The sequence below is a fragment of the Sandaracinomonas limnophila genome, assembly GCF_004005965.1.
Classification (GTDB): Bacteria; Bacteroidota; Bacteroidia; order Cytophagales; family Spirosomataceae; genus Sandaracinomonas; species Sandaracinomonas limnophila.
Genome location: NZ_SACY01000005.1, coordinates 176,596 through 199,749, shown reverse-complemented (window position 1 = coordinate 199,749; position 23,154 = coordinate 176,596). Strand labels below are relative to the sequence as shown.

At 34.4% G+C, this 23,154-nt stretch carries 22 protein-coding genes and 1 tRNA gene; 15 read left to right on the top strand and 8 right to left on the bottom strand.

All coding sequences use genetic code 11. From position 1 onward, the window contains the following. Positions 1 to 13: 13 nt before the first annotated feature. From murA to asnS, 4 genes are read right to left on the bottom strand one after another with little or no spacing between them, the layout of a single operon-like run. On the bottom strand, positions 14 to 1,321 hold the full coding sequence (gene murA / locus EOJ36_RS10955) for a UDP-N-acetylglucosamine 1-carboxyvinyltransferase (RefSeq protein WP_127805303.1): 1,308 nt from the start codon (positions 1,319 to 1,321) through the stop codon (positions 14 to 16). Positions 1,322 to 1,324: 3 nt separating this feature from the next. Next, positions 1,325 to 1,975, bottom strand: coding sequence for a DUF4290 domain-containing protein (locus tag EOJ36_RS10950; protein ID WP_127805301.1), 651 nt, complete (start codon positions 1,973 to 1,975; stop codon positions 1,325 to 1,327). Between the two features lie 13 nt (positions 1,976 to 1,988). Continuing rightward, on the bottom strand, positions 1,989 to 2,339 hold the full coding sequence (locus EOJ36_RS10945) for a diacylglycerol kinase family protein (RefSeq protein WP_127805299.1): 351 nt from the start codon (positions 2,337 to 2,339) through the stop codon (positions 1,989 to 1,991). A gap of 3 nt (positions 2,340 to 2,342) precedes the next feature. Beyond that, positions 2,343 to 3,773 carry an asparagine--tRNA ligase gene (gene asnS / locus EOJ36_RS10940; protein ID WP_127805297.1) on the bottom strand — a complete coding sequence of 477 codons (1,431 nt, stop codon included), beginning with the start codon at positions 3,771 to 3,773 and terminating at the stop codon, positions 2,343 to 2,345. A gap of 148 nt (positions 3,774 to 3,921) precedes the next feature. Between asnS and rpoN the strand changes: the two genes are divergently transcribed. The 3 genes from rpoN to EOJ36_RS10925 all read left to right on the top strand — a co-directional run bounded on the left by rpoN (position 3,922) and on the right by EOJ36_RS10925 (position 6,436). Further along, positions 3,922 to 5,346, top strand: a complete 1,425-nt coding sequence (gene rpoN / locus EOJ36_RS10935; RefSeq protein ID WP_127805295.1) for an RNA polymerase factor sigma-54 — start codon at positions 3,922 to 3,924, stop codon at positions 5,344 to 5,346. A gap of 95 nt (positions 5,347 to 5,441) precedes the next feature. Beyond that, positions 5,442 to 6,197: an enoyl-CoA hydratase/isomerase family protein gene (locus EOJ36_RS10930; RefSeq protein WP_127805293.1), complete on the top strand. Its 756-nt coding sequence runs from the start codon at positions 5,442 to 5,444 to the stop codon at positions 6,195 to 6,197. A gap of 165 nt (positions 6,198 to 6,362) precedes the next feature. Beyond that, positions 6,363 to 6,436, top strand: a tRNA-Arg gene (locus tag EOJ36_RS10925). 91 nt (positions 6,437 to 6,527) lie between these two features. Here EOJ36_RS10925 and EOJ36_RS10920 read toward each other — a convergent pair. Both EOJ36_RS10920 and EOJ36_RS10915 read right to left on the bottom strand, forming a co-directional pair. Further along, positions 6,528 to 7,904, bottom strand: coding sequence for a sulfatase-like hydrolase/transferase (locus tag EOJ36_RS10920; RefSeq protein ID WP_164847898.1), 1,377 nt, complete (start codon positions 7,902 to 7,904; stop codon positions 6,528 to 6,530). A gap of 164 nt (positions 7,905 to 8,068) precedes the next feature. After that, positions 8,069 to 8,788 (bottom strand): hypothetical protein, encoded by a 720-nt coding sequence (locus tag EOJ36_RS10915; RefSeq protein ID WP_127805289.1) that lies wholly within the window; start codon positions 8,786 to 8,788, stop codon positions 8,069 to 8,071. Between the two features lie 134 nt (positions 8,789 to 8,922). Between EOJ36_RS10915 and EOJ36_RS10910 the strand changes: the two genes are divergently transcribed. The 11 genes from EOJ36_RS10910 to EOJ36_RS10860 all read left to right on the top strand — a co-directional run bounded on the left by EOJ36_RS10910 (position 8,923) and on the right by EOJ36_RS10860 (position 19,565). Next, a complete protein-coding gene (locus tag EOJ36_RS10910) occupies positions 8,923 to 10,089 on the top strand; it encodes a helix-turn-helix domain-containing protein (protein WP_127805287.1) in 1,167 nt (388 codons plus the stop codon). A 350-nt stretch (positions 10,090 to 10,439) separates the two neighbouring features. Continuing rightward, a complete protein-coding gene (locus EOJ36_RS10905; protein WP_127805285.1) occupies positions 10,440 to 11,195 on the top strand; it encodes a hypothetical protein in 756 nt (251 codons plus the stop codon). A gap of 153 nt (positions 11,196 to 11,348) precedes the next feature. Further along, the gene (locus EOJ36_RS10900) at positions 11,349 to 12,131 is read left to right on the top strand and encodes a hypothetical protein (RefSeq protein WP_127805283.1); all 783 of its coding nucleotides are present in this window, start codon (positions 11,349 to 11,351) and stop codon (positions 12,129 to 12,131) included. Between the two features lie 174 nt (positions 12,132 to 12,305). Then, positions 12,306 to 13,052, top strand: coding sequence for a hypothetical protein (locus tag EOJ36_RS10895; RefSeq protein ID WP_127805281.1), 747 nt, complete (start codon positions 12,306 to 12,308; stop codon positions 13,050 to 13,052). Between the two features lie 100 nt (positions 13,053 to 13,152). Continuing rightward, positions 13,153 to 13,920 carry a hypothetical protein gene (locus EOJ36_RS10890; protein WP_127805279.1) on the top strand — a complete coding sequence of 256 codons (768 nt, stop codon included), beginning with the start codon at positions 13,153 to 13,155 and terminating at the stop codon, positions 13,918 to 13,920. Between the two features lie 143 nt (positions 13,921 to 14,063). Next, positions 14,064 to 14,807 (top strand): hypothetical protein, encoded by a 744-nt coding sequence (locus tag EOJ36_RS10885; protein WP_127805277.1) that lies wholly within the window; start codon positions 14,064 to 14,066, stop codon positions 14,805 to 14,807. Between the two features lie 119 nt (positions 14,808 to 14,926). Then, on the top strand, positions 14,927 to 15,706 hold the full coding sequence (locus tag EOJ36_RS10880) for a hypothetical protein (RefSeq protein WP_127805275.1): 780 nt from the start codon (positions 14,927 to 14,929) through the stop codon (positions 15,704 to 15,706). Positions 15,707 to 15,710: 4 nt separating this feature from the next. Beyond that, positions 15,711 to 16,985, top strand: coding sequence for a serine hydrolase domain-containing protein (locus tag EOJ36_RS10875; protein WP_127805273.1), 1,275 nt, complete (start codon positions 15,711 to 15,713; stop codon positions 16,983 to 16,985). 3 nt (positions 16,986 to 16,988) lie between these two features. Further along, complete coding sequence (locus EOJ36_RS10870; RefSeq protein WP_127805271.1) at positions 16,989 to 17,447, top strand: SRPBCC family protein; 459 nt, start codon at positions 16,989 to 16,991, stop codon at positions 17,445 to 17,447. 9 nt (positions 17,448 to 17,456) lie between these two features. Next, complete coding sequence (locus EOJ36_RS10865; RefSeq protein ID WP_127805269.1) at positions 17,457 to 18,773, top strand: serine hydrolase domain-containing protein; 1,317 nt, start codon at positions 17,457 to 17,459, stop codon at positions 18,771 to 18,773. A 12-nt stretch (positions 18,774 to 18,785) separates the two neighbouring features. Further along, the gene (locus EOJ36_RS10860; protein WP_127805267.1) at positions 18,786 to 19,565 is read left to right on the top strand and encodes a hypothetical protein; all 780 of its coding nucleotides are present in this window, start codon (positions 18,786 to 18,788) and stop codon (positions 19,563 to 19,565) included. Positions 19,566 to 19,568: 3 nt separating this feature from the next. On the opposite strand, the gene EOJ36_RS10855 is transcribed toward EOJ36_RS10860, so the two are convergent. Then, positions 19,569 to 20,597, bottom strand: a complete 1,029-nt coding sequence (locus EOJ36_RS10855; RefSeq protein ID WP_127805265.1) for an acyltransferase family protein — start codon at positions 20,595 to 20,597, stop codon at positions 19,569 to 19,571. A 67-nt stretch (positions 20,598 to 20,664) separates the two neighbouring features. Here EOJ36_RS10855 and EOJ36_RS10850 point away from each other — a divergent pair, with 67 nt between their 5' ends. After that, the gene (locus EOJ36_RS10850; RefSeq protein WP_127805263.1) at positions 20,665 to 22,404 is read left to right on the top strand and encodes an NfeD family protein; all 1,740 of its coding nucleotides are present in this window, start codon (positions 20,665 to 20,667) and stop codon (positions 22,402 to 22,404) included. On the opposite strand, the gene EOJ36_RS10845 is transcribed toward EOJ36_RS10850, so the two are convergent. Further along, a complete protein-coding gene (locus tag EOJ36_RS10845; RefSeq protein WP_127805261.1) occupies positions 22,401 to 23,120 on the bottom strand; it encodes a type III pantothenate kinase in 720 nt (239 codons plus the stop codon). The genes EOJ36_RS10850 and EOJ36_RS10845 overlap by 4 nt on opposite strands. Positions 23,121 to 23,154: the final 34 nt, after the last annotated feature.

The following is a 23,154-nucleotide window of genomic DNA, read 5'->3' as shown; positions in this document are numbered from 1 at the left end:
GAAATAATTCGAATTAAATTCGAATTATTTCAGCTCCCAACGCATTTAACCTCGTATCAATATTCTGATATCCACGGTCGATTTGCTCAATGTTGTCAATAATGGATGTTCCACTAGCCGACATCGCTGCGATTAAAAGAGAAACACCCGCACGAATATCAGGTGATGACATTCGGATGCCTTTTAATTGTTGTTTTCTGTCGAAACCTACAACCGTTGCGCGGTGTGGATCACAAAGTATGATTTGTGCACCCATTTCGATCAATCTGTCTACGAAGAATAGACGACTTTCAAACATTTTTTGGTGAATCAAAACCGTTCCTTTTGCTTGAATGGCTGTAACTAACACGATGGAAAGCAAGTCTGGAGTAAATCCTGGCCAAGGGTGATCAGAGATGGTTAACATAGATCCATCAATGAAGTTTTCTAATTCGTAATGCTCCTGTGCTGGAATGTGAATATCATCTCCTCTAAATTCCATCTGAATTCCTAATTTTTGGAATACGGTTGGAATGATACCTAATTCAGCAATTTGGCAATTTTTGATAGTGATTTCTGACTGAGTCATTGCTGCCATTCCTATGAATGAACCAATTTCAATCATGTCTGGAAGCATGGTGTGTTCTGTACCTCCTAATTCTTTTACACCTTCAATGGTTAACAAATTGGAACCGATTCCAGAGATTTTTGCTCCCATACGGTTCAACATTTTGCATAATTGTTGCAAATAAGGCTCACAAGCTGCATTATAAATGGTTGTGGTTCCTTCCGCTAAAACAGCTGCCATTAAAATATTGGCTGTTCCAGTAACAGAAGCTTCATCTAACAACATATAACAACCTTTCAAGCCAGAGGCATCTACTTCATAAATTCCACCATCTTCTGCAGAGTAATTGAATTTAGCACCCAATTTCATGAAACCAAAGAAGTGCGTGTCCAATCTTCTGCGACCAATTTTGTCGCCCCCTGGAGAAGGAATTCTGCCTTTTTTGAAACGTGCCAAAGTTGGACCAACCAACATCACAGAACCACGAAGGGCCGCTGCTTTTTTCTTGTAGGTATCCGATTCTAAATAATCGATATTTACCTGTGAAGCATCAAATTCTATACTTGAATCACTTAAACGGCGAATTTTAACGCCCATGTCGCCTAATAAATCGATTAATTGATTTACGTCGCGAATGTTTGGGATGTTGTGGATGGTAACAGGCTCAGTGGTTAAAACAACTGCACACAAAATTTGTAATGCTTCGTTTTTGGCCCCTTGAGGTGTTATTTCTCCTTTTAATTTTCTGCCGCCAGTAACTTTAAATGATGCCATGTTTTACTTGTTTTTATTTCTGTTGTTGAAATTTCTGTTGTTTCTAAAATTGTTGTTTTTTCTAAAATTTTGATTGCGATTATTCGAGCCAAAATCGTTTGAGCTATATGCTTTACGTGCATTATTGGCTACTTTTGCATGGCCTAAATTGCCCTGCGATAATTCTTCTACTACTGCCGACAAGCGATTTTCAGACATTTCTAAAATGTTTTGCCAAATTACCGAATCATCTACCGATTCTTTGTTCCAAGTCACGTAAAAGCCCTTCATTAATCGGGCAATGTAGGTCACTAATAGTTTTTTCTCCTCTTCTTTTTCTTCTGCGATAGCACGTAAAATCAACAATTCAACGTTTCTTCCATAATGTTTAAAACGCAAAAAATGTTGATTGTAATTCACCTTTTTGGGTGCTCTACCAACTGAATCTGCCGAAGGGGGAGGGAACGGACCTTGCACATCTAATTTGAAATTCGACATGATGTACAAATCATCCCATAATTTTTTAGTATAATCTTGTGAGTTATCCTTCATACCTGGATGGATTTGTTTCATCAATTCCACCAAAATATAGGCATATTTGGTTCTCTTTTCACTGTCTTGGAGGGTTAAAATATAATCCACCAATTTCTGAACACTTGATCCGTATTCTTTCATATTTTAATACGTTTTATATTTTTCCGAAGTTTAGGATAATCCATAAATTCGGGATTGCTACCAGAAAAAATACTGCAATTGCCCAAATGGCCATTACTAGTACGGCTCCTGCTGCAAAATCTTTTGCTTTTTTAGCCAAGGGGTTTACCTCGGGTGAGGCCAAATCAACGATTCTTTCCAAGGCAGAATTGAATAATTCGCTGGTCCAAACTCCAGCAATTGCTAGGCTAATCCAAAGCCAATCTACGCTCGAAAAGTTTAGTAAATTGCCCGACCAGATGACTGCAATTGTGCAAAAAGCATGAATTTTTGCATTTTTTTCTTCTCTAAAAAGCGTAATAATGCCGTTGATAGCTTCTTTCATTTTCTAAAATTCTGCAGATTTTGGAGTTCTTGGGAACGGAATAACATCGCGAATATTGCTCATTCCCGTTACAAACAATACCAAACGTTCAAATCCTAAGCCGAATCCGGCGTGTGGCGCAGAACCAAATTTGCGTGTTTCTAAATACCACCAGATGGATTCCTCCGGAATTCCTACTTCTTTGGTTCGTTGTATTAATTTTTCCAAATTATCTTCACGTTGCGAACCGCCAATGATTTCTCCAATACCAGGGAACAATACGTCCATCGCACGTACCGTCTTTCCATCCTCATCTTGCTTCATGTAAAAAGCTTTGATTTCTTTGGGATAGTTGGTTAAAATTACAGGTTTTTTGAAGTGTTTTTCAACTAAATAGCGCTCATGCTCACTCTGAAGATCAATACCCCATTGTACTGGGTAGTTGAATTTGTTTTGTTTGTGAGCTTTTGAATTTAGTAAAATTTCAATTGCTTCCGTGTAAGTTAAACGTTCAAAGGTGTTTTCAACCACAAATTTTAACTTTTCAGTCAATGACATTTCCGATTGCTCTTCCTTTTTCTTCGTTTTTTCTTCGTCTAACAAACGCTTCTCCAAGAATGCAATATCATCTCCACAATTCTCTAAAGCATATTTTACCAAATATTTGATAAAATCTTCAGCCAAATTCATGTTATCAATTAACTCATAAAATGCTACCTCTGGTTCAATCATCCAGAATTCTGCCAAGTGTCGAGTAGTATTTGAATTTTCAGCACGGAAGGTTGGTCCAAACGTATATATTTTGGAAAGTGCCATAGCACCCAATTCACCTTCTAATTGTCCAGAAACCGTTAAATTGGTTTCCTTTCCAAAGAAATCTTCCTTATAATCTACCTTTCCTTCCTCATTTAGTGGAGGATTAATAGCAGGTAATGTTGTAACTCGGAACATTTCTCCTGCACCTTCTGCATCTGAACCCGTGATGATAGGTGTATGCAAATAGAAAAATCCGTTGTCGTTGAAATACTTATGAATAGCAAACGCCAACGCATGGCGAACACGTAAAATAGCTGAGAAAGTATTTGTTCTTGGACGCAAATGTGCAATTTCTCTCAAAAACTCCAAAGAGTGTTTTTTCGGTTGTAAAGGGTATTTTTCTGGATCGGCAGTTCCGTAAACTTCAATAGATTTAACTTTTACCTCTACAGCTTGTCCTTGTCCTTGTGAGGCAATTAATTTACCAGTTACAGCCACGCAAGAACCTGTTGTAACTAATTTCAAAACATCTTCTGAAACTGTATTTTCTTCAACAACTGCTTGAATATTATGAATTGTTGAACCATCGTTCAAGGCAATAAATGCTACAGATGAGGACACTCGCTTGGTTCTAACCCAAGCTTTTACAATAACTTCTTGTTCAGCCGGTTGTTGCTGAAGTAATTCTTTAATTTGCATAAACGTATTTAAAAGGCACTTAATCTGTAAAAATACGAAAAAAGTGAGCAAAGTGAGCAGAGTGAGCAGAGAATTTTAGTAAAAACTTTAACTACTCTGCTCACTGGCTCACTATGCTCATTCTGCTCACTTTTTCTTATCTTTGTTCATGTCCAAACTAACCCTCAAACTTTCTCAACAGCAAAAGCTATCTCCTCAGCAAATTCAGTTTGTGAAATTGTTGCAGGTGCCCACTGCAGAGTTGGCAGCCAGGATTGAAGAAGAGTTGGAAGAAAATCCAGCTTTAGAGGAGGGTTCAGATGAAAATTGGGAGGAAAAAGTAGAGAATGTTGAAGATTTGGGAAGGGAAGAATTAGAAGTGGACGATTATTTACAAGATGATTACGCCGGGTATAAAATGGCGGGCGATTCCTATGACCCGAACGAAGAAACAAAGGAGAGGCCCATAGCAGTTGTGCCGAGTTCAGAAGAGTTTTTGATGATGCAAGTAGGATTTGTGGTTAATTCAGAACGGGAAGAAATTATTGCTCAACAACTAATTGGATCTCTTGAAGATGATGGTTACTTACGAAGAAATTTAGAAAGTATTGTCAATGACCTTGAATTTACAATTGGGTTTGTGACAACCTTGGATGAGGTAAAATCGGTTTTGAAAAAAGTTCAACAAATTGACCCCCCAGGCATTGCCGCCCGCGATTTACAGGAATGTTTATTGATTCAATTGCACCGGAAATCGCATGGAGAGGAAGAGATGGAAATGGCGATTGAAATCATTGAGAAGTATTTTGATGAATTTACTAAAAAGCATTTTACTCAATTAAAGCAGAAGCTAGGCTTGTCGGAAGAGGCGTTTAAAAAGGTGATTCAAATTATTACCCATTTGAATCCCCGTCCGGGTGGACAAACAGATGGTGATTTTGCGCCCATCATTCAACCTGATTTTATCGTAAGTCAATCTGCCGGAAAATTAGATGTAAAATTAAATGGCAAAAATGCTCCGGAGTTAAAGGTGAGTAGAGCCTTTCAAGAGATGCTGCAAACTTATGATAAAGGAGATAAACAAAATAAGGAAGTAAAGGAGGCCGTTACATTTATTAAGCATAAATTGGATTCCGCTTCTTGGTTCATTCAGGCAATACAGCAACGACATGCGACCTTGTTGAAAACCATGCAAAGTATTGTTCAGCTGCAATACGACTTCTTTTTGTCGGGCGACGATGCACAATTAAAGCCCATGAAAATGAAAGCCATCGCAGAATTGATTGAAATGGATGTTTCAACGGTTTCAAGGGTTGTTTCTTCCAAATCTGTTCAAACGGATTTCGGGATTTATCCATTGAAATACTTTTTTTCAGAGGGAATCACCAATGCCTCGGGTGAGGATTTTTCAGTTCGTGAATTGAAAAATATTTTACGTGAAATCATCGAATCTGAACCTGGCGATGACCCTTATTCAGACGAACAGCTCGAAGAATTATTATTAGAGCGTGGTTTCGTAGTAAAACGCAGAACCGTAGCTAAATACAGAGAGCAGATGGGGATTCCGGTGGCGAGACTTCGAAAATCAACTTGACCTCCCCCTTACCCCTCCTTCTGAAGGAGGGGTAAGGGGGAGGTCAAATATAACCCATAACCCATAACCCATAACCCATAACCCATAACCCTAAAATGCTTCATACTCATACTCATTTCTGGATCTTCAAACTAAACCGTCCGGAGGTGTATAATGCCTTGGATGCGCACTTGATTTATCAAATAAGAGAAGTAGCCGAAAAGGCACAAGCCGATGATAAAGTTCGGGCTTTAATCATAACGGGAGAGGGGAATGCATTTTGTTCGGGAGCTGATTTAAAATCTGGAATTTCGGAACCTGATTTGGGTAAGGTTCTGCGTGCAACGTATAACCCTATGGTGATGGCCTTACGGAATTTGCCAATTCCGGTAATTGGGGCGATAAACGGTCCCGCAGCCGGTGCAGGATGCAGTTTAGCTTTGGCTTGTGATTATTTGGTGGCAAAAGATTCTGCTTATTTTTCGGAGTTATTTATTCAAATCGGATTGGTGCCTGATGCGGGTAGTATGTCGTTTTTGGTTCAAAGTTTGGGATATCACAAAGCTTTCGAATTAGCAAGTACAGGTAGAAAAGTTTCGGCGAGTGAAGCTAAAGAATTAGGGATTGTTTCAGAGGTCATATCTGATGAAAATTGGGAGAATCGCTTGCTAGAAATTGGTAAAGAGTGGTCGGAGAAACCCAGTTTAGCTCTTGGATTAATCAAAAAAGGACTTCAAAAAGCGCATTTGCAAACATTGGAGGAGACTTTAAACTCTGAGGCCGAAGCGCAAAGTCAAGCTGGATTTTCGAAAGATTTTGTCGAAGGGGTTCAGGCGTTTTTGGAGAAGAGGAAACCTTTTTTTAATTGTTAATTGTAAATTGTTAATTGTTAATTATGAATTTGGGAATCCTAGATTCGGTGAATCCGAGAATTAGAGAATAAAAAAACAATTAACAATTAACAATTATTTTTTTTCACTTTCCACTTTTCACTTTTCACTTTTTTTCCTACCTTTGCAGTCCCAACACGGGAAAATGGTTGCGTAGCTCAACTGGATAGAGCATCTCACTACGGATGAGAAGGTTTGGGGTTCGAATCCCTACGCGACCACACTCAAATTGAATAAAGCCCTTCTAGTTAATCCTAGAGGGGTTTTTTATTGCAATTCATTTTGCAGTAACCAAATTAGTAACAAATTTTCCTATTTCCCTTTTTCCTCTTTTAGCTTAAAATCATCTATCAAGGACTTTTGGTGCATCGATTTTGCTTGATTTCTCATCTGAACTAATTTGCTTGCTTCTTTTGTAGATAAATTTTGAGTCTCGCCTAGATCTGCTTCCAAATTAAATAAATATTCTACTTCCTTGCCCAAATTGTCTTTCTGCATTATGTATTTCCATTTTCCCCAACGGACTGCCTGGGAAAATCCACTCTCATGAAATTCCCAATACATGGGTCTTTCAGGGGCCATTTGCTGATTAAACCAAAAAGGTACTTGAGAAATGCCATCTTTCTTACTAGTTGATTTTATTTTTGCCAATTCCAAAAAGGTTGGATATAAATCATAAAATGCACCGATGGTCGGATTAACTGAGTTGCGACTCACTCCATTTCCCCATAAAATGGTAGGAACTCGAATTCCTCCTTCAAACAAATCACGTTTATTACCTTTTAATTTTCCTGAACTTTGCATCCATGCTACATCGGCAGCTGTTCTACCTCCCTCTATATGTGTACCATTATCTGAGGTAAAAATGACTAAGGTGTTTTTATCTAATCCTTTTTCCTTTAGAAAAGTTAATACTCGTCCTACGTAGGTATCCAATTGGCTTACCAATGCCGCATAAGCAGCTTTTGGCATTGACTGAGAGCCATAATGGCTACCTTTATACGGTTTTTCCTCGAAAATACTTTCACCATTGGGCTTCGTGTAGGTACTTAATGCGCTATTGGGCGGCATTAACTCTGCATGCGGAATGGGTAAAGAGATAAAGGCAAAAAATGGATCCTTGTTTCCTTGATTTTCCAACCATTCCATGGCCCTGTCCATGATAAAATTACAACCAAAGCCTTCTTTACCTTGAGCTAAAACTCGTTGCAATTGGGGAGAGTTGGGAGTAGATTTCCAGGCAATATTTGGAAATTGAAAATGTGCTTCCACATTATGAAGTAATCCATAAAAGGTATCCCATCCTTTTTTATAGGGCTCGCCTTCAGTGTTGATGTCGCCAATGCCCCATTTGCCAAATAAGGCAGTTTGATAGCCATTAGCTCTTAATTTTTCAGCGAAGGTACTGTCTTGTGTTCGAAGTGCATTCTCAGAATTTCCTCTGAGGTAAATATGTCCTCCATGCTGACCAGTCATCAATGCATTCCTAGATGGGGTGCAGACGGTACTTCCCGCATAAAATTGGTTAAGTTTCATGCCCTCAGAAGCCATTTTATCTAAATGAGGGGTTTTGATGATTTGATTTCCAAAAACTCCCAAATCACCGTATCCTAAATCATCTGCTAAAATTAAAACAATGTTAGGTCGTTGGGCGGTACTATCAAATGAAAAAATTAAAAAGCCAAGCAATAGGAATAATGTTTTAAAACATTTTAGTAAGAATTTCTTTTTCAAAAGAATCATATTATTAGAAAATTACAGGATAAAAATAGATTGTTCTTTCCCTAATTCCTAATACAACAAAAAAACCCTCTAAAATGAATATTAGAGGGTTTTTAGGATTGTAGATATATTTATTTCGAACTCAAATCGGGTTGCATAGTCATATACATGATTTCATTTTCAATGATGTGATTTCGCATGATAGCCATGTCTTTTTCATGAGCACCTTTGCCATAAATCTCATCATAGGCATCTTTGATTTTACCTTCCGTATCCAATTCTTTCCAGCCATTTGGGAATCGACGAGTGAAAATTATTCTTGGTTTGCCGGAAGTAGAATAAGTGGCAATTTTGGCACCTAATTTATCCCAAGCTTTAGTTAATTTTTTGACAACATCCCAAAATTCAGTGGCTACTGGATATTTCAAAGTGATCATATTTGTTCGGATTTTAGCACTCCTGTCGCTCACAGAAGCATTGCTGTATTCTGGGCGATAAGTTATGATTTCTCCTGCTGTTACTCCCTCTGTATGTGGAGAAACATTTAAATAAAAATCCTGCATGGCCTCTTCTGTACCTCCAGTTAATTCATCTCGTTGAGCCCAAGAAATACCTAAATTGTACAAGGCCATTACTTCGTTGTGATGAGAACCACCCACTACATTGTAAAGTGCCCATGCCTGCGGAGTTCCAGCCTTCCTGAATTTTGCCGTGTGGGACTTCATAGCATCATTGAATGCCTTTCTATGACCAGGCTTTACTTTATAATATTGAAAATTAAAAGTAGCTGACTGTGAAAATGCTGTTATTACAAACAGACTTAATACAAATGTTGCGATTATTTTTTTCATAAGTTTTTTTTAATTGTTTCGATTGCAATTTTTTCTATTTTTTAATAAAAACATATTTTAAAAGGTGTTGTTTTTGTCCATTTTTTTATAAATTTTGTCTAATATTCAATTGCATTTACTTACTACTCTAAATTATGTCAGATTTTGTACCTTATATGTCCTTCCTCACAAGTGCAACCGGACTTTTATTTATAGGATACATTTTAACTCGTTTTAAGCTTTCATTTACGCTTTTCTTGTTAATTACGATTGTCTTTTCCATCGTTTATTTGGAATTCTATGTGTATGGCCTGACTTCACGTCACATTTTGCACATGCTCTTTCTTTATCGTTCTCCCAATTTCTTTCGAGCCTTATTCCCCGCAGCTTTTTATTTTTATGTGTGGAAAATGTTGAATCCAACTAAAAAACTAAAACCAATTCATGCGCTGCATTTGGTTTTTCCTTTACTCGTTCTTATGGCTATTATGCCAGATCTGATGTTGCCCGACCAAGAAAAAATTAATATTTTGAATGGATTCTATAAAAATTCTACTCATTTATTAGTTAGAAATGTGGGTTTTTTCCCAGCCAAAACATTGCAGCCTACTTCCATCATTATCTGTTTGGCTTATGTTGCTTATTTATTTTACTACATTTTGCAAAAGCAAAAAGAATACGGTGAAAGTTTTAAATATTTAAATAAGAATACTTTAAAGTGGTTAAAGGTATTGTGTTTCTGGTTTTTTATTTTCTACATTTTGCAATTGATTCAATTTTTGAATTTGAATTTCTATGCTAAATTGGATGACCCTTCGCAATTGTTGAAATGTATTTTGTCCATTTGCGTGTATTCCTTTTTTGTGGCAACTCCAGATATTCAGGAAAACATGGATGGTTGTATCATTCCTCAGAACCTCAATAAAGAATTTAAATTGCCTAGTATTGAATCTTTTTTACCTATCTTGTTAAATGAATTTTCAGAAGATGCCCAAGCCATTAAATTAGATGCTACCGTGAAAGAGACGAAGTGTTTTTTGGATAGTGATTTTGATCTTCAAAAATGTGCTAACTTATTATCCATACACGAACAAAAGTTATCTAAAGAAATTAAAAAATTGTACGGTATATCATTTGTAGAATTTATCAATCGGCTCAAAATTCATTATTTTTTGAGTAATATGGACGATTACAAACAATATACCTTGGAATCTTACATGTACTCAAGTGGATTTAAAAACAGGTCTACATTTTACGCTGCCTTTAAAAAATATGTGGGAGTAAACCCAAGCTTTTATTTTAAAGAAAGTTCAAACACCTAAATCGAACACCATGTCACTACCTATTTTATTCGGAATTCTAGCTGTTGTTGTCATCATCATTCGAAGATATATTCGTAACAACAAAAAGTAGTTTTAGGATTTTTTGGACAAAATGTATTTAAAAATGGACAAAATCTCAAGGTTCATTTTTAGTAGTGGGAATACTCTTTTTTATATTTGATTATTTAAGAATATAGGAATATAGGAATATAGGAATATAGGAATATAAGAATATAAGAATATAGGAATTGTTGAAGTATATTTTAATTCTTTAATTCCTCAATTCTTCAATTCTTCAATTCTTCAATTCCCATAATTAACAATTAACAATTAACAACTAACAATTAAGAATGGAAGTCCATCACCCACATCATATTCCCAAGAAATTTAAAGAATACCTAACTGAATTTTTAATGTTGTTTGCAGCGGTTACACTTGGATTTTTTGCGGAGAATCTTCGCGAACATTACATAGAAGGAGTGCGAGAACAAGAATATTTGGAATTAATTGTTCAAGATATCAAAATGGATATTCAAATGATTGATTCGAATATGTACAATCGAAAAGTTCGCGCAGATATTTGTAATCAACTGACAAAAATCTATATGGATGAATCTTTTAAAAAAGATTCGGGTCCATTTTATTATAATGCTCGCAGGTTACATGTAAGGTATTTGTTTGAAAGGACAGACGCTGGATTTCAGCAATTAAAAAATGCGGGTGGTTTACGGATGATTCGCAATCGAGAAATCATAAAAGCTATTCAACACTACGAAAATTCTATTGCAGCCTTGGAAAAATTCCAAGAAGGTGAAATGTGGTATTTCGAAAATTATAAACTTTCTAATGCTAAAGTATTAGATGCACGTGTTTTAATCAGGTATTCAGGTGCTAAGGTTAGTAATTATAATAGTTCACTCATACCACAAGGGAATCCAACATTTGTCAGTAATGATCCGACTCTTCTGAATGAAATGATGACCCATTTTTTCGGGATGGATAAATCGAATTATGTGGTCATGTTTTTTGAAGAAAAACTACGCAAAGAAGGTGAACAGTTGATTGAATTGATTGAAAATAAAAACGTAAAGAATTATGATATTTAGAATATAAGAATATGAGAATATAGGAATATGAGAATATAGGAATATGAGGATATAGGAATATAAGAATTCTTGAAGTATATTTTAATTCTTGAATTCCTCAATTCTTCAATTCTTCAATTCCCATAATTAACAACTAACAATTAACAATTAAGAATGGAAGTCCACCACCCACATCATATCCCCAAGAAATTTAAAGAATACTTAACTGAATTTTTAATGTTGTTCGCAGCAGTAACCCTTGGATTTTTAGCCGAAAATCAAAGAGAACATTATGTGGAGGGGCATCGGGCAGAGGAATTGGCGCAAGCTTTGTTAAAGGATTTGGTTCAAGATTCAACAGATTTTCATGCTTTTCAACAAATTCGAAAGGAAGATATGGAATCCATCAATCAGGCAATTGATATCATGGATACAAAAGGGATTTCACCGAATGATTCTGTTTTATATTATCATGTTATTCAAGGAGTTTTTGTTTGGCGTTACCATGAGTTTCGTTTGACAAATTTAAATCAAATTATCAGCTCAGGATCTTTGCGGTATTTTAAAAATGATGAATTGATACAAGCCGTATCCGATTTAAATGTTGAATTAAAGAAAATTGAATTCAGACAAGACCGCGAAAAATCTTTTTTTTATTCCGATATCCAGCCTTTTATCATCGATCATGTAGAAATGTCTTATGCAGATCCGCACCGAAAAGGCATGCCAAGGAATAAGTTTTTACAAATTTTAAAAACCTATCCAAGTTCAATTTCTCAGAAGGATTATTTTTTTAATTATCAAACGCCTGGTTTTGTAAAAAATTCTGTCAATAAATTGAGAGGATATGATTGGATGATGAACATAACGAATAGAAGTTATTACAACAATTATAAAATAAAATCACAGGCATTGATAAAGTTACTAAGGAAGAATTTTCCAAATAGCGAAATTTAGGAATATGAGAATATGAGAATATGAGAATATAAGAATATGAGAATATAAGAATATAAGAATATAAGAATATAAGAATTCTTGAATCCCTCAATTCTTCAATTCCTCAATTCCTCAATTCCTCAATTCTTCAATTCCCTTAATTAACACCTAACAATTAACAATTAACAATTAAGAATGGAAGTCCATCACCCACATCACATTCCCAAAAAACTCAAAGAATATTTGACGGAATTTTTGATGTTATTTGCTGCAGTGACATTAGGTTTTTTTGCAGAAAATTTGCGCGAGCATTATGTTGAGAAAGAAAGAGAAGAGAAATTTATTCAGATTGTTCATGAGGATTTATTGAATGATATTAATTCCATCAGAACCATTAAAGAGATTTTTGATTTAAAAATAAAAAGAGAAGACACGCTGATTAGTTTATTGTCAAATTTTAATCCAAATCAAACCAATGACCTTTATTTTTTAGCAAGAAGTAATTCGATTCGAGAATTTTTTCATCACTCAAAAAATGGTTTTCAGCAATTAAAAAATGCGGGAGGACTTCGTTTAATAGAAGATATCTCTGTAATTAAAAAGATTCAAGCCTATGAAAATATGGTAGAGGATACGGAGGAACTACAGTCCTTAACTGAGAATTTATTGATGAATTATCGTGAAAAGATGTCATCTATTTTTAATGGAGTTGTATTTGCCCAAATGATTAATGCAAAAAGTACAAAGGGGGTTGAGGATAGGTTTTTAAGACCCACTGGCAATCCAGAACTTTTACAGAATAATAAGATTTTAATGAATGAATTTTTAATTAAGGCATTATATGTTCATAACAACAATTTATCATTAATCAAACGCTTGAAACAATTACAAAAAAATGCAATTGAATTGGATGAAATGCTGAAAGAGAAATATCATTTTTAATTATGAATTATGAGTTATGAATTATGAATTTTCAAATTTCAATTTTCAACCTTTAATTCATAACTCATAACTCATAATTCATAACTCATAATTTAAAAAAATGGAGGTCCACCACTCACATCACATTCCCAAAAAACTCAAAGAATATTTGACGGAGTTTTTGATGTTATTTGCTGCAGTGACATTAGGTTTTTTTGCGGAGAATATTCGTGAGCATCAAATAGAAAAGCATCGGGAAATACAATACCTGAAGAATATTCATTTGGATATTCAACAGGATTTAAATCAAATTCAACGGGTATCTGTATATAACACCATTAAACAAAATATCTCAAAGGACTTAATTGAATTGTATTCAAGAGGGATTCAAACTGATTTACCCAAATTTTATTATTTGATCAAAACCTTAGCTCTTAGGTCTGAATTTCAACATTCATCCAGTGGATTGGAGCAGTTGAAAAATGCAGGAGGATTACGTTTGATAGAAGATCCAGAAATTTTACATCAAATTCAATTGGTAGAGATACGTATCGGAAGAATTGAAGCTCTACAAGATTTTATGGAACAAAACCTTTTACATTTTCGCTTGAAAACAAATTTGATTTTAGATGCATTGACTGTCAATGAAATGAACAATAAACAATTAACAGACCAGTCGCAAAAAAATGCAATAGTACGTCGATTTTCAATGCCAACTTCTGTTCGTCCTTTAAAATTATCTGATGATAAGGATATAAATGAAATTGTAAATCTGGCTCTTTCTCCAGTAAATACAACGATGTACATCAACAGTCATTTGAAGGAATTAAAAAAAGAGAGCATGCTTTTAGATAAAATGCTAGTTGACAAATTCGGAGATGAATTTTAGATTATAAGAATATAACAATATAAGAATATAAGAATATGAGAATATAAGAATATGAGAATATGAGAATTCTTGAATCCCTCAATCCCTCAATTCCTCAATTCCTCAATTCCCTTAATTAACACCTAACAATTAACAATTAAAAAATGGAAGTTCACCACCATCCCAAATTGGGAAAAAAAGACTTGAAGGAATTGTTTCTAGAAGGTTTAATGATATTTTTTGCTGTCACTATGGGCTTTTTCTCAGAGCAATTTAGAGAGCACATGGTAGAAAAAAGTAGAGAAAAAGAAATTGTTGAGCATTTGATCAAAGATTTGGAAAAGGATCAAAAGACTGTTCATGGGGTTTGGGACTGGTATAAAAATGAATTAATTCCGGCTGGAGACACCCTTCAAACGCTTTTAAATAATCCCAATTCTACAAAAAATGACAATTCATTGTATGTGAATTTTCGAAGAGCAATTAGATACCAGTCCTTCGGGGTTTTTGTAAACAATTTTACCTACTCTCAAATGATTGCAAATAATGGTTTGAGTTTAATTGAAGACTTGGAGACCATTGAAAAAATTAATAGTTATTATTTGAATATCAATAAAACAATGGGTCTTGAGGAATATTTGTTTCATGAAAAACAAGATATCCGACAAAAATTAACGCTTATTTTGGATGGGAATTCTTACGATAAAGTTATTGATGAAAAAGATCATATTAAATATCCGAGTGAATCACTTAAAGTTAAAAATTATTCGGAAGACGTAAAAAATGATCTCCTTATTCGAATTAGCGATATCAATGGAGTGAGTTTAAATATTGTAAATCGAATTGCTAAAACAGAGAAAGAAGGATTGGAACTGAGCAAGTATTTAAAGGAAAAATATGATTTGTGAATGGGAGAATATATGAATAGAAGAATTGATGAAGTTTATTTCAATTCCTCAATTCCTATATTCTTCAATTCCAAAAATTTACAATTTACAATTAACAACTAACAATTAACAATTAAGAAATGGAAGTCCATCACCCACATCATATCCCCAAAAAACTCAAAGAATATTTAACGGAGTTTTTAATGCTTTTTGCCGCAGTAACGCTGGGATTTTTGGCAGAAAATTTAAGGGAACATCAAATTGAAAATAATCGAGCAAAAGAATATTTAGAATTGTTTCGTAGTGAGGTTGTGCGTAATAATAATGCAATTGATTCAGTTTTAAGATTCGGTATTCCCGTGCTGCAAAAAAATGAAAGTCTTTATTTTGAAATGTTTTCAAATGAAAAAATTTCAAATGAATACATTGCAGATTCACTTGATCTTATGGTTTATAGATTTTCTAACGACAAGCGAATTTTTGAGCTGATGAAAAATTCAGGATCTTTGAGATATATAAGAGATAAAAAATTAATTCAGCTGATAAATACATATGAAAGTGATGCTGATTTTGCTGAGTTTAGAACTTTTGACCAAGAAACCTCAGCAGGTAAATTATTTTGGGATTTTTTAGTGAGAAAAATGCCAACCGAGTTTATTATTCGGTGGTTAAATGATAAACACTTCCAATACATTATGACCTTAAATCCTAAATATTCAATGTTATATGGTAAAAATAGCTTAGCTATTGACAAAAAAGTTCGTGAAATGAAAATAGACAATGAGGTAAAGCGAGAATTAATGAATTATATTTTAAATAAATGTACAATTCAAAAATTGAGTATTTCGAATTTGAAAAATTTAATGAAAAAATCTGAGCCACTATTAAAACAAATTGACCAATACCTTGAACATAATTAATCCGATGAAAAGAATAATTTTCAGTTTTATATTAAGCGCATCTTTCTGTAATGCATTTGCACAAACGAATTTTGCTAGTCCAAGTGAAGTTAAACAATTGGGCTTTAATCCAACGGTTTTAAGTGATTTTGAAAAAGAGGTTGCGAAGGCCATTCAAAATAAGGAAATGGCCGGTTCTGTGACTTTAATTGCTAAAAAAGGCAAGATTGTTCATTTTCAATCGCAAGGAGAATCGCAAATGGAAACCCATATTCCGATGAAAACCGATGCCATTTTCCGATTGGCCTCAATGACCAAACCTATTGCAACACTTGCCTTATTGCTGTTGATGGAAGACGGTAAATGTTCTCCAGAAGATCCTGTAAGTAAGTATTTACCCGAATATGCTAAGCAGGATATTCTGATCTCAAAGGATAGCATTGATGGCACATGGATTTATAAAACTCGACCTGCCACCAAACCCTTGTTGATCAAACATATTTTGACCCATACCAACGGACACCCTTCTGCCTATGGTGGCAATATGAATGAATTGGGAAATAAAATAGCCAAAAATGCCTTTCAGGGTGATTTGAAAGGATTTGTATCTACCTTGGCGAAATTACCTGTTACTCATGAACCAGGAGAGGGCTGGATTTATGGAAATGGGATTTTGATTTCGGGAAGAATTGTGGAAGTTATTTCTGGTATGCCCTTTCAAGATTTTGTACAAAAACGAATCTTGGACCCCTTAGAAATGAAGGATACAAAGTTTTTTTTAGAACCTAAAGATGCTCCTCGATTTACCTCTTATTACCAGCCTGATGGCAAAGGTGGTCTAGCATTATTGGATCCAGGTTCTGAAAAAAGTATTAAAATTTCTGGGCAAAAAACTTATTTTTCTGGCTCAGGCGGATTGAATTCTACAGCATGGGATTATTTCAAATTCTGTCAAATGGTCATTCAAAATGGCGAATACAATGGTGTTCGGATTGCCAAGCCTTCTACTATTGCCCTGATGAAGACTGATCAAACACCTTTGCATATTGAAGCTGCAATTACTCCAACAGATGATTTGAAAAACAATGGGTTTACTTTCGGATATGCCATCAAACGAAAAGAAATTGGTGCAGACCCTAGACCAGCCGGAACGTTGTATTGGAGTGGATCTACAGGAACAATTTTTTTCATTGAACCTAAACAAGAATTAATTGCTATCTTTCTGATGCAAAGACCCTCAACCTCACCGGTTGCAATTAGAAATGATTTTAAAACGTGGGTTATGAAAAGTTTAAAATAAATTATGCATCAATTAATTGAAACTCAAAAAATTCCAGCAAATCTCGAAACCGTTTGGGATTTTATGTCATCTCCTAAAAATCTTCAACGTATAACACCTGATTATATGGGTTTTGATATTGTTAAGATGCCCAAAGAGGAAAAAATGTACCCAGGAATGATTATTTCGTATAAAGTAAGTCCAATGCTTGGAATAAAAATGAATTGGGTGACAGAAATTACTCATGTGAAAGAGCTGCAATATTTTGTAGATGAACAAAGAGTAGGTCCCTATCAATTATGGCATCATGAACATCATTTGAAACCCATTGATGGGGGTGTTGAAATGCTTGACATTGTCAGCTATAAAGCTCCATTTGGATTTTTAGGAGAAATAGCAACCTCATTATTTATCAAAAAACAACTCAAACAAATATTCGACTATCGCTTTACAGCTTTGGAGGAAATATTTGGGAAATTTTAATCTATAAATATGAAAAAACAATTTACAACTCTTGCACTTTTATTGTTTGTAGTCGTACAAACTTTTGCTCAATTTTTACCTTCAGGGGACCCCATTCAAGAGGGTTTAACCAAAGAAGGACTTCAGCGGGTTTCTGGATTTTTAAATCAAGCACCAGTAGATAAAAAAATACCCGGTTCCGTGGCTATGATTGTCAGAAACGGGAAAGTTGTTTTTCAACAGGCGAGTGGTAAGGCGAATATTGAAACAGGTGAGAACATGCGTATGGATCATTTATTTCGTATGGCAAGTATGTCGAAATTTGTAACCACTGTTGCGGCTCTAAAACTTTTCGAAAGAGGCTTGTTTACCATGGATACTCCTTTGGAAACAATTTTGCCAGAGTTTGCTAAGCCAACTATTTTCATAAAATATGATACAAAAGCAGGGAAGTTTATTACCAAGCCTGCAAAAAACAAAATTCTGATGAAGCATGTGTTTACACATACTTCAGGAATTGTTTATCCGCAATTCACATCAGAAGGTCGTGAAGGTTATATGAAAAATCCTTTGGCAGCTGCATTTCCTAAAAACGGTTATGGTGTTGTTTTAGAACAAGAAATTAAAAAATTGGCCCAATTGCCTTTAACTCATGAGCCGGGAGAAAGCTGGACTTACGGGATGAATATGGATGTTTTGGGTCGAGTGATTGAAGTATTGACTGGGAAAAGTTTTCCTCAATTTGTACGTGAAGAAATTTTTCAGCCTTTGAAGATGTCGAGAACATTTTATGGTTTACCGCAGGAAGAATGGAAAAACTTGGCTCAGGTATATACACCAGGAGAAAAAGGATTTGACGTATATGATGATGGGTATTTAAAGAAATACATGGGTGCCCCAGCTTCCGTTTCGATGGATTATTACAAGGCAACCAATACGAATGTGGCCATGGGTGGGGCAGATATGATTAGTTGCGCACAAGATTATGCGCGGTTCTTACAAATGATAATGAATCAAGGAGAATTGGATGGAGCTCGAATTTTAAGTAAAAAAACAGTTGAAATGATTGAAAGAACTCTTTTTGAAGTAGATACAAAGGACATGGTTGCCCAAGGTACTTCTTCAAAAATTGCTGCCGGATTGTCGGTTGTTATCTTTCCGGAACGTCTTTCGAAGTTTAAATTGATGTCGGCCGGAACCTATTATTGGTCAGGTTATTTCAATACCCATTTTTGGATGGACCGTACCGAAAAAATGTTTGCTATCGTTTTAACACAATATACCCCAGATCCACATGGTCATAATGGACAATTTAGACATTTGGCATGGGGGAGTATTGGTAAATAGAAGTAACCTAGGATGGAAGTACATCACCCACATCATATTCCTAAAAAACTCAAGGAGTATTTGACGGAATTTATTATGCTTTTTGCTGCAGTTACATTGGGATTTGTTGCTGAGAATTTGCGTGAACACCAAATAGAGAATCAACGCGCAAAAGAATTTTTAGAATTGTTTCGAACGGAGGTCGTTCGGAATGAAAAGACTATCGATAGTCTGATGAATGCAGGATTAAAGCCCTTGCAAGTGAATGAGCGCTTGAGCTTCAAATTACTTACACATCAAAAGATTTCTTCTATTGAAATTGCAGATTCAATTGATATGTTCTTGTTTAGATTTTCCAATGATAAGCGAATTTTCGAATTAATGAAAAATTCGGGTTCACTTCGCTTAATTCGTGATAAACAGCTAGTTGAGGATATTACATCGTATGAAATAGAAGCAGATATGGCTGAAATGAGGGCATTTGATCAGGAAACTTCCCAGTGGAAAGAATTATATCATTTTATCGTAGAAAATTTTCCGGGAGAAATGACATTGCGAATGTTTCGAAATAAGATTTACTCGGGCATAATGAAAATCAATCCTGAGAATCCTCAATTATTTGAAAAGTATACTCCTGAAATTGATTCTAAAATAATTCAAACTGTTTTGGATGATAAGGTGAAAGAAAAATTGGGTAATTATTTGGGCCAAAAAGTAACTTTAGAAAAACTTTCTTTTCTTAATTATTTAAGAGTTAAAAAGAAAACTAAACCTTTGTTGGAAAAAATAGACCATTATTTAGAATCTAATTAATTTTTACTCAAAATACTTTTTTAATCCCAAAATTGGTTTTTCAATGAAGTAAAAAGAAAAATATGCAAAAGTAAACAATACGCCCGCGGAAATCCACGGGCTTATTATTTCTGGGAGGATTATGTGAAATTTACCTAAAACAATAAAGAATAAATCAGGAATGACCATGTGAAATAAATAAATTCCGTAAGATATTTTTCCGATTTGGGTAAGTGGTGCAAAAGAAAAAATGGTAGATAAAATATGAGATTTTAAAGCGTAAAAAATCAGTGCAGCTGATAAAAATGCTGTGCTAGTTCTGAAAAATAGAATTTTAACTAAATCCTGATCAGTCGTTTGGGTGCAAATGTAAATCCAAATGACAAAAACGGGAAGTAGCAACCATTTGAATAGTTTTTCCAAACTAATATTCTCAATTTTACAATAGGCGAGTAGTGCACCCCAAGCAAAACAATCGATACAGGTAAGCATGATTACCCCAATTCCGTGTTGGATTTGAATGAAATAATATCTGAAAATTATACCCAAAAGAAGACTAGCGAGGATAAATTTAATAATGGTTTTATTTTTTTGAATACCTAAAATTAGCAAAGGCCAAAACAAGTAAAATTGTTCCTCGACAGACAATGACCAATTAGGTGAAAGTTGATCAGACCAATTATGTGTGCTTTCGAGCAAATGGTTATACACATACAAAAAATAAGGGATGGGATTTTCGTATAGATCCGTTTGAACCTCGATGTGGAATTTTTTCAGAAAGAATAAACCGATTAAAATCGCATAATAAATCGGAAAAATTCGTAGGGCTCTTCGGGCTAAAAAGTTTTTTAAATTGGTCAAAAATGAATGTTTTACTTTGTTGACTAACAAGATTTGCGTGATTAGAAATCCACTTAAAACAAAGAAAAGAGTAACTCCGATGGGTCCGTTGGGGATGGCGTTAATCCAATGAGTGCTCGGGAACCAATGAAAAATTAATACCAAAAGTATCGCTAATCCCCGAATCCCATCTAAAGCTGGTATATTTTTCATTAATTTTGCCAAATATTAAATAAACAATCTCTAAATTGAACGAAAATAATTCATTTTAAGCAAAATAATGAAAAAATATTTCCACTATTTCCTAATCTTTTTGCCTTTCCTTTTTACACTGAATTATTTTTTCACCTTTCAGGCTAATGTTCCCTTTGCCGATGATTGGTCGGCTATCAATGGTTTAGTTCTTCGTTTTTTTTATGGAAATGATGGATTTTTAGACAAAATAGGTTTGATTTTTGCACAGTGTAACGAACACAGGGAGGGTTTTGTGGCACTTATTACTTTGACCCAATTTTGGTTATTTAAAACTATCAATTATACCAGTTTTAATCTCATCGGAATTTTGGGGTCGTTGGGTATTTTAATGATATTTTTAAGCGTATTGAAAGATTCGAAGGTTAATAGTAAATGGGCAATTCCGGTTTCCTTTTTACTATTTAACGCAAGCTATTATCACAATTTTTATTGGCCAATGAGCGCCTTACAACACAATTCTGTTGTGTTTTTTGTGGTTTTGACTTTAGCCTTATTATACTATCAAAAATCCATTTATTATGCTTTGTTTTTTGGGGCAATGGCCATTTTTACGAGTGGAAATGGATTTTTATTGTTTGTTGCTGCGGTTCCTTTATTGAAGAAATATTCAAAAAAGGATTGGCTAATTTGGGCAATTGCAGGGATTATTTTGTTTCTACTATATATGTATGGATATGAAAAACCCGTACATAGAAACAGTATGTTGGCCAATATTTTGTTAATTAAGGAGTTGTTTTTAACAGGTTTTGCCTATTTGGGCGCGTTTTCTGCTACTAATTTACCACCTTCCGCATCTTTTAGAATTCCATTGGCTATTGTTTTAGGGGTATTAATAGCCAGCCTTATTGTTTGGCAATTGGTAAATGCATTTACAAAATATAAAGAAGATTCATGGTATTTGTTTTTAGGCTCCATTCAATTGTTTATTTTGTTTACCGTTGGTTTGTATTCATTGAGTAGAGCAAATTTGCCTTTGGAATCGGTTTTTGAAAGTAGGTATGGAATTAATCATTTTTTGATTTTAAGTAGTATTTTATTGACTTTAATCCCACGTTTGGATACTAAAATAGGATTCTATTTCGCATCAATGTTTAGTTTTTTCTTTTTTGTAGCTTCTTACTTTTTTCATTCGGTTGAGCTATTGAATTTTAATCACGGAAATTTTGCTGCAGCTATTTCGGATAGAGGAAACCTACGTGATTTTTATTTTCATTATCCAAATGGAGTTAAAGCTGATTTGACTAAACCAACCTTGACTAAGCCAAATGAGTTACCTAAACCTTTAGTAAATTTTACAGCTTCACTTCCCAGCGCTGGAAAGTATTATAATGATGTAATAAAAATCAGTTTTTCCCAAAACTTTTACAAGCTTCCGGATAATCTAGAAACTATTTATCAAAAATTGAAAGCTAAAAAAGTGGATGGTTTTGTGTCAACGGATTTTATTTTTAATTGGAATGTGGAAAAGGATCATATTTCCTTTGATTCGCCAAACATAAGTTTAAAAACAAATCGGGCAGAAGATTCCTATTATTTAGTATTTAGAAGCCCATCGATTCAGCCCATTGTATTTACAATTCATTTTCAAGAAACAGATTACCGAAAACAATTAAAGGATCCATTTCATATTTATGTACGTAAGACAGGCGGTGGAGTTCCATTTAAAATGTTGCCCAATGGTCGATATCTTGCAAATTTGTATCAGGTACAAGAGGGTAGATTGTTGGCAACAAATGTGAAAAAGGAATTTGATGTCAATAACTAAAATGTTTGAACCATCCCTTTCCAAAGTAAGTTTTGTTCAATAACTAGTTCGCCTAACTTTAATTTGGAATGGATAAATTCAGCATCTCCGCCACAAAGTAGAATGCGTAAATTGGGAGTTTGAAATTTAAACTTCTGAACAAATCCCTCAATTTCTAAGCAAGCAGCAGTAACAACTCCATGATATAAATTTTCAGCGGTATTTTTGCCAAAAAAAGTATCAGTTTTAAATTTTTGCCAATCTACCAGAGGAAGTTGATCAGTAAATTCATGCATGCCCTTCGCTCTCATAGCTAATCCTGGACTAATTATTCCACCTTCAAATGCACCCTCATTTGATATGAAATTATAAGTAATACAGGTGCCTAAGGAAATTATCAATATGTTTTGATTCGGATAGGTATGTATTGCACCCAAAGCAAGTAATTTTCTGTCGATTCCTAAAGTTGACAAATTATAATCAGACCTTGAGAATTTTGGATTTAAATCTGAGTTTGAAAGAATTTGTAAAGATCCAATAGTTCTTAAAAATGCAACGAATTCATCAGGGATATCAATTACGCTCGATACTATAATTTTTGAAATTAATTTATTTCTTAGGATTTCAGAAATTTCATCTAGATTAAATGAAGGTAATTGTCCTAAAAGTACAATTTCTTGACCTTCAATGAAGGCATATTTTTTTATTGTGTTTCCAAAATCAAAACATAGAATCATTTCTACTATATTTGTGCCCTAAATTAAGGCATTC

Coding starts and splice junctions, on each gene's coding strand:
- rpoN (WP_127805295.1), top strand. CDS start 3,922: ATGTCCAAACTAACCCTCAAACTTTCTCAACAGCAAAAGCTATCTCCT.
- EOJ36_RS10865 (WP_127805269.1), top strand. CDS start 17,457: ATGAAAAAACAATTTACAACTCTTGCACTTTTATTGTTTGTAGTCGTA.
- murA (WP_127805303.1), bottom strand. CDS start 1,321: ATGGCATCATTTAAAGTTACTGGCGGCAGAAAATTAAAAGGAGAAATA.
- EOJ36_RS10915 (WP_127805289.1), bottom strand. CDS start 8,788: ATGAAAAAAATAATCGCAACATTTGTATTAAGTCTGTTTGTAATAACA.
- EOJ36_RS10870 (WP_127805271.1), top strand. CDS start 16,989: ATGCATCAATTAATTGAAACTCAAAAAATTCCAGCAAATCTCGAAACC.
- EOJ36_RS10910 (WP_127805287.1), top strand. CDS start 8,923: ATGTCAGATTTTGTACCTTATATGTCCTTCCTCACAAGTGCAACCGGA.
- EOJ36_RS10930 (WP_127805293.1), top strand. CDS start 5,442: ATGCTTCATACTCATACTCATTTCTGGATCTTCAAACTAAACCGTCCG.
- EOJ36_RS10905 (WP_127805285.1), top strand. CDS start 10,440: ATGGAAGTCCATCACCCACATCATATTCCCAAGAAATTTAAAGAATAC.
- EOJ36_RS10945 (WP_127805299.1), bottom strand. CDS start 2,339: ATGAAAGAAGCTATCAACGGCATTATTACGCTTTTTAGAGAAGAAAAA.
- EOJ36_RS10875 (WP_127805273.1), top strand. CDS start 15,711: ATGAAAAGAATAATTTTCAGTTTTATATTAAGCGCATCTTTCTGTAAT.
- EOJ36_RS10895 (WP_127805281.1), top strand. CDS start 12,306: ATGGAAGTCCATCACCCACATCACATTCCCAAAAAACTCAAAGAATAT.
- asnS (WP_127805297.1), bottom strand. CDS start 3,773: ATGCAAATTAAAGAATTACTTCAGCAACAACCGGCTGAACAAGAAGTT.
- EOJ36_RS10860 (WP_127805267.1), top strand. CDS start 18,786: ATGGAAGTACATCACCCACATCATATTCCTAAAAAACTCAAGGAGTAT.
- EOJ36_RS10885 (WP_127805277.1), top strand. CDS start 14,064: ATGGAAGTTCACCACCATCCCAAATTGGGAAAAAAAGACTTGAAGGAA.
- EOJ36_RS10855 (WP_127805265.1), bottom strand. CDS start 20,597: ATGAAAAATATACCAGCTTTAGATGGGATTCGGGGATTAGCGATACTT.
- EOJ36_RS10850 (WP_127805263.1), top strand. CDS start 20,665: ATGAAAAAATATTTCCACTATTTCCTAATCTTTTTGCCTTTCCTTTTT.
- EOJ36_RS10950 (WP_127805301.1), bottom strand. CDS start 1,975: ATGAAAGAATACGGATCAAGTGTTCAGAAATTGGTGGATTATATTTTA.
- EOJ36_RS10900 (WP_127805283.1), top strand. CDS start 11,349: ATGGAAGTCCACCACCCACATCATATCCCCAAGAAATTTAAAGAATAC.
- EOJ36_RS10845 (WP_127805261.1), bottom strand. CDS start 23,120: ATGATTCTATGTTTTGATTTTGGAAACACAATAAAAAAATATGCCTTC.
- EOJ36_RS10880 (WP_127805275.1), top strand. CDS start 14,927: ATGGAAGTCCATCACCCACATCATATCCCCAAAAAACTCAAAGAATAT.
- EOJ36_RS10890 (WP_127805279.1), top strand. CDS start 13,153: ATGGAGGTCCACCACTCACATCACATTCCCAAAAAACTCAAAGAATAT.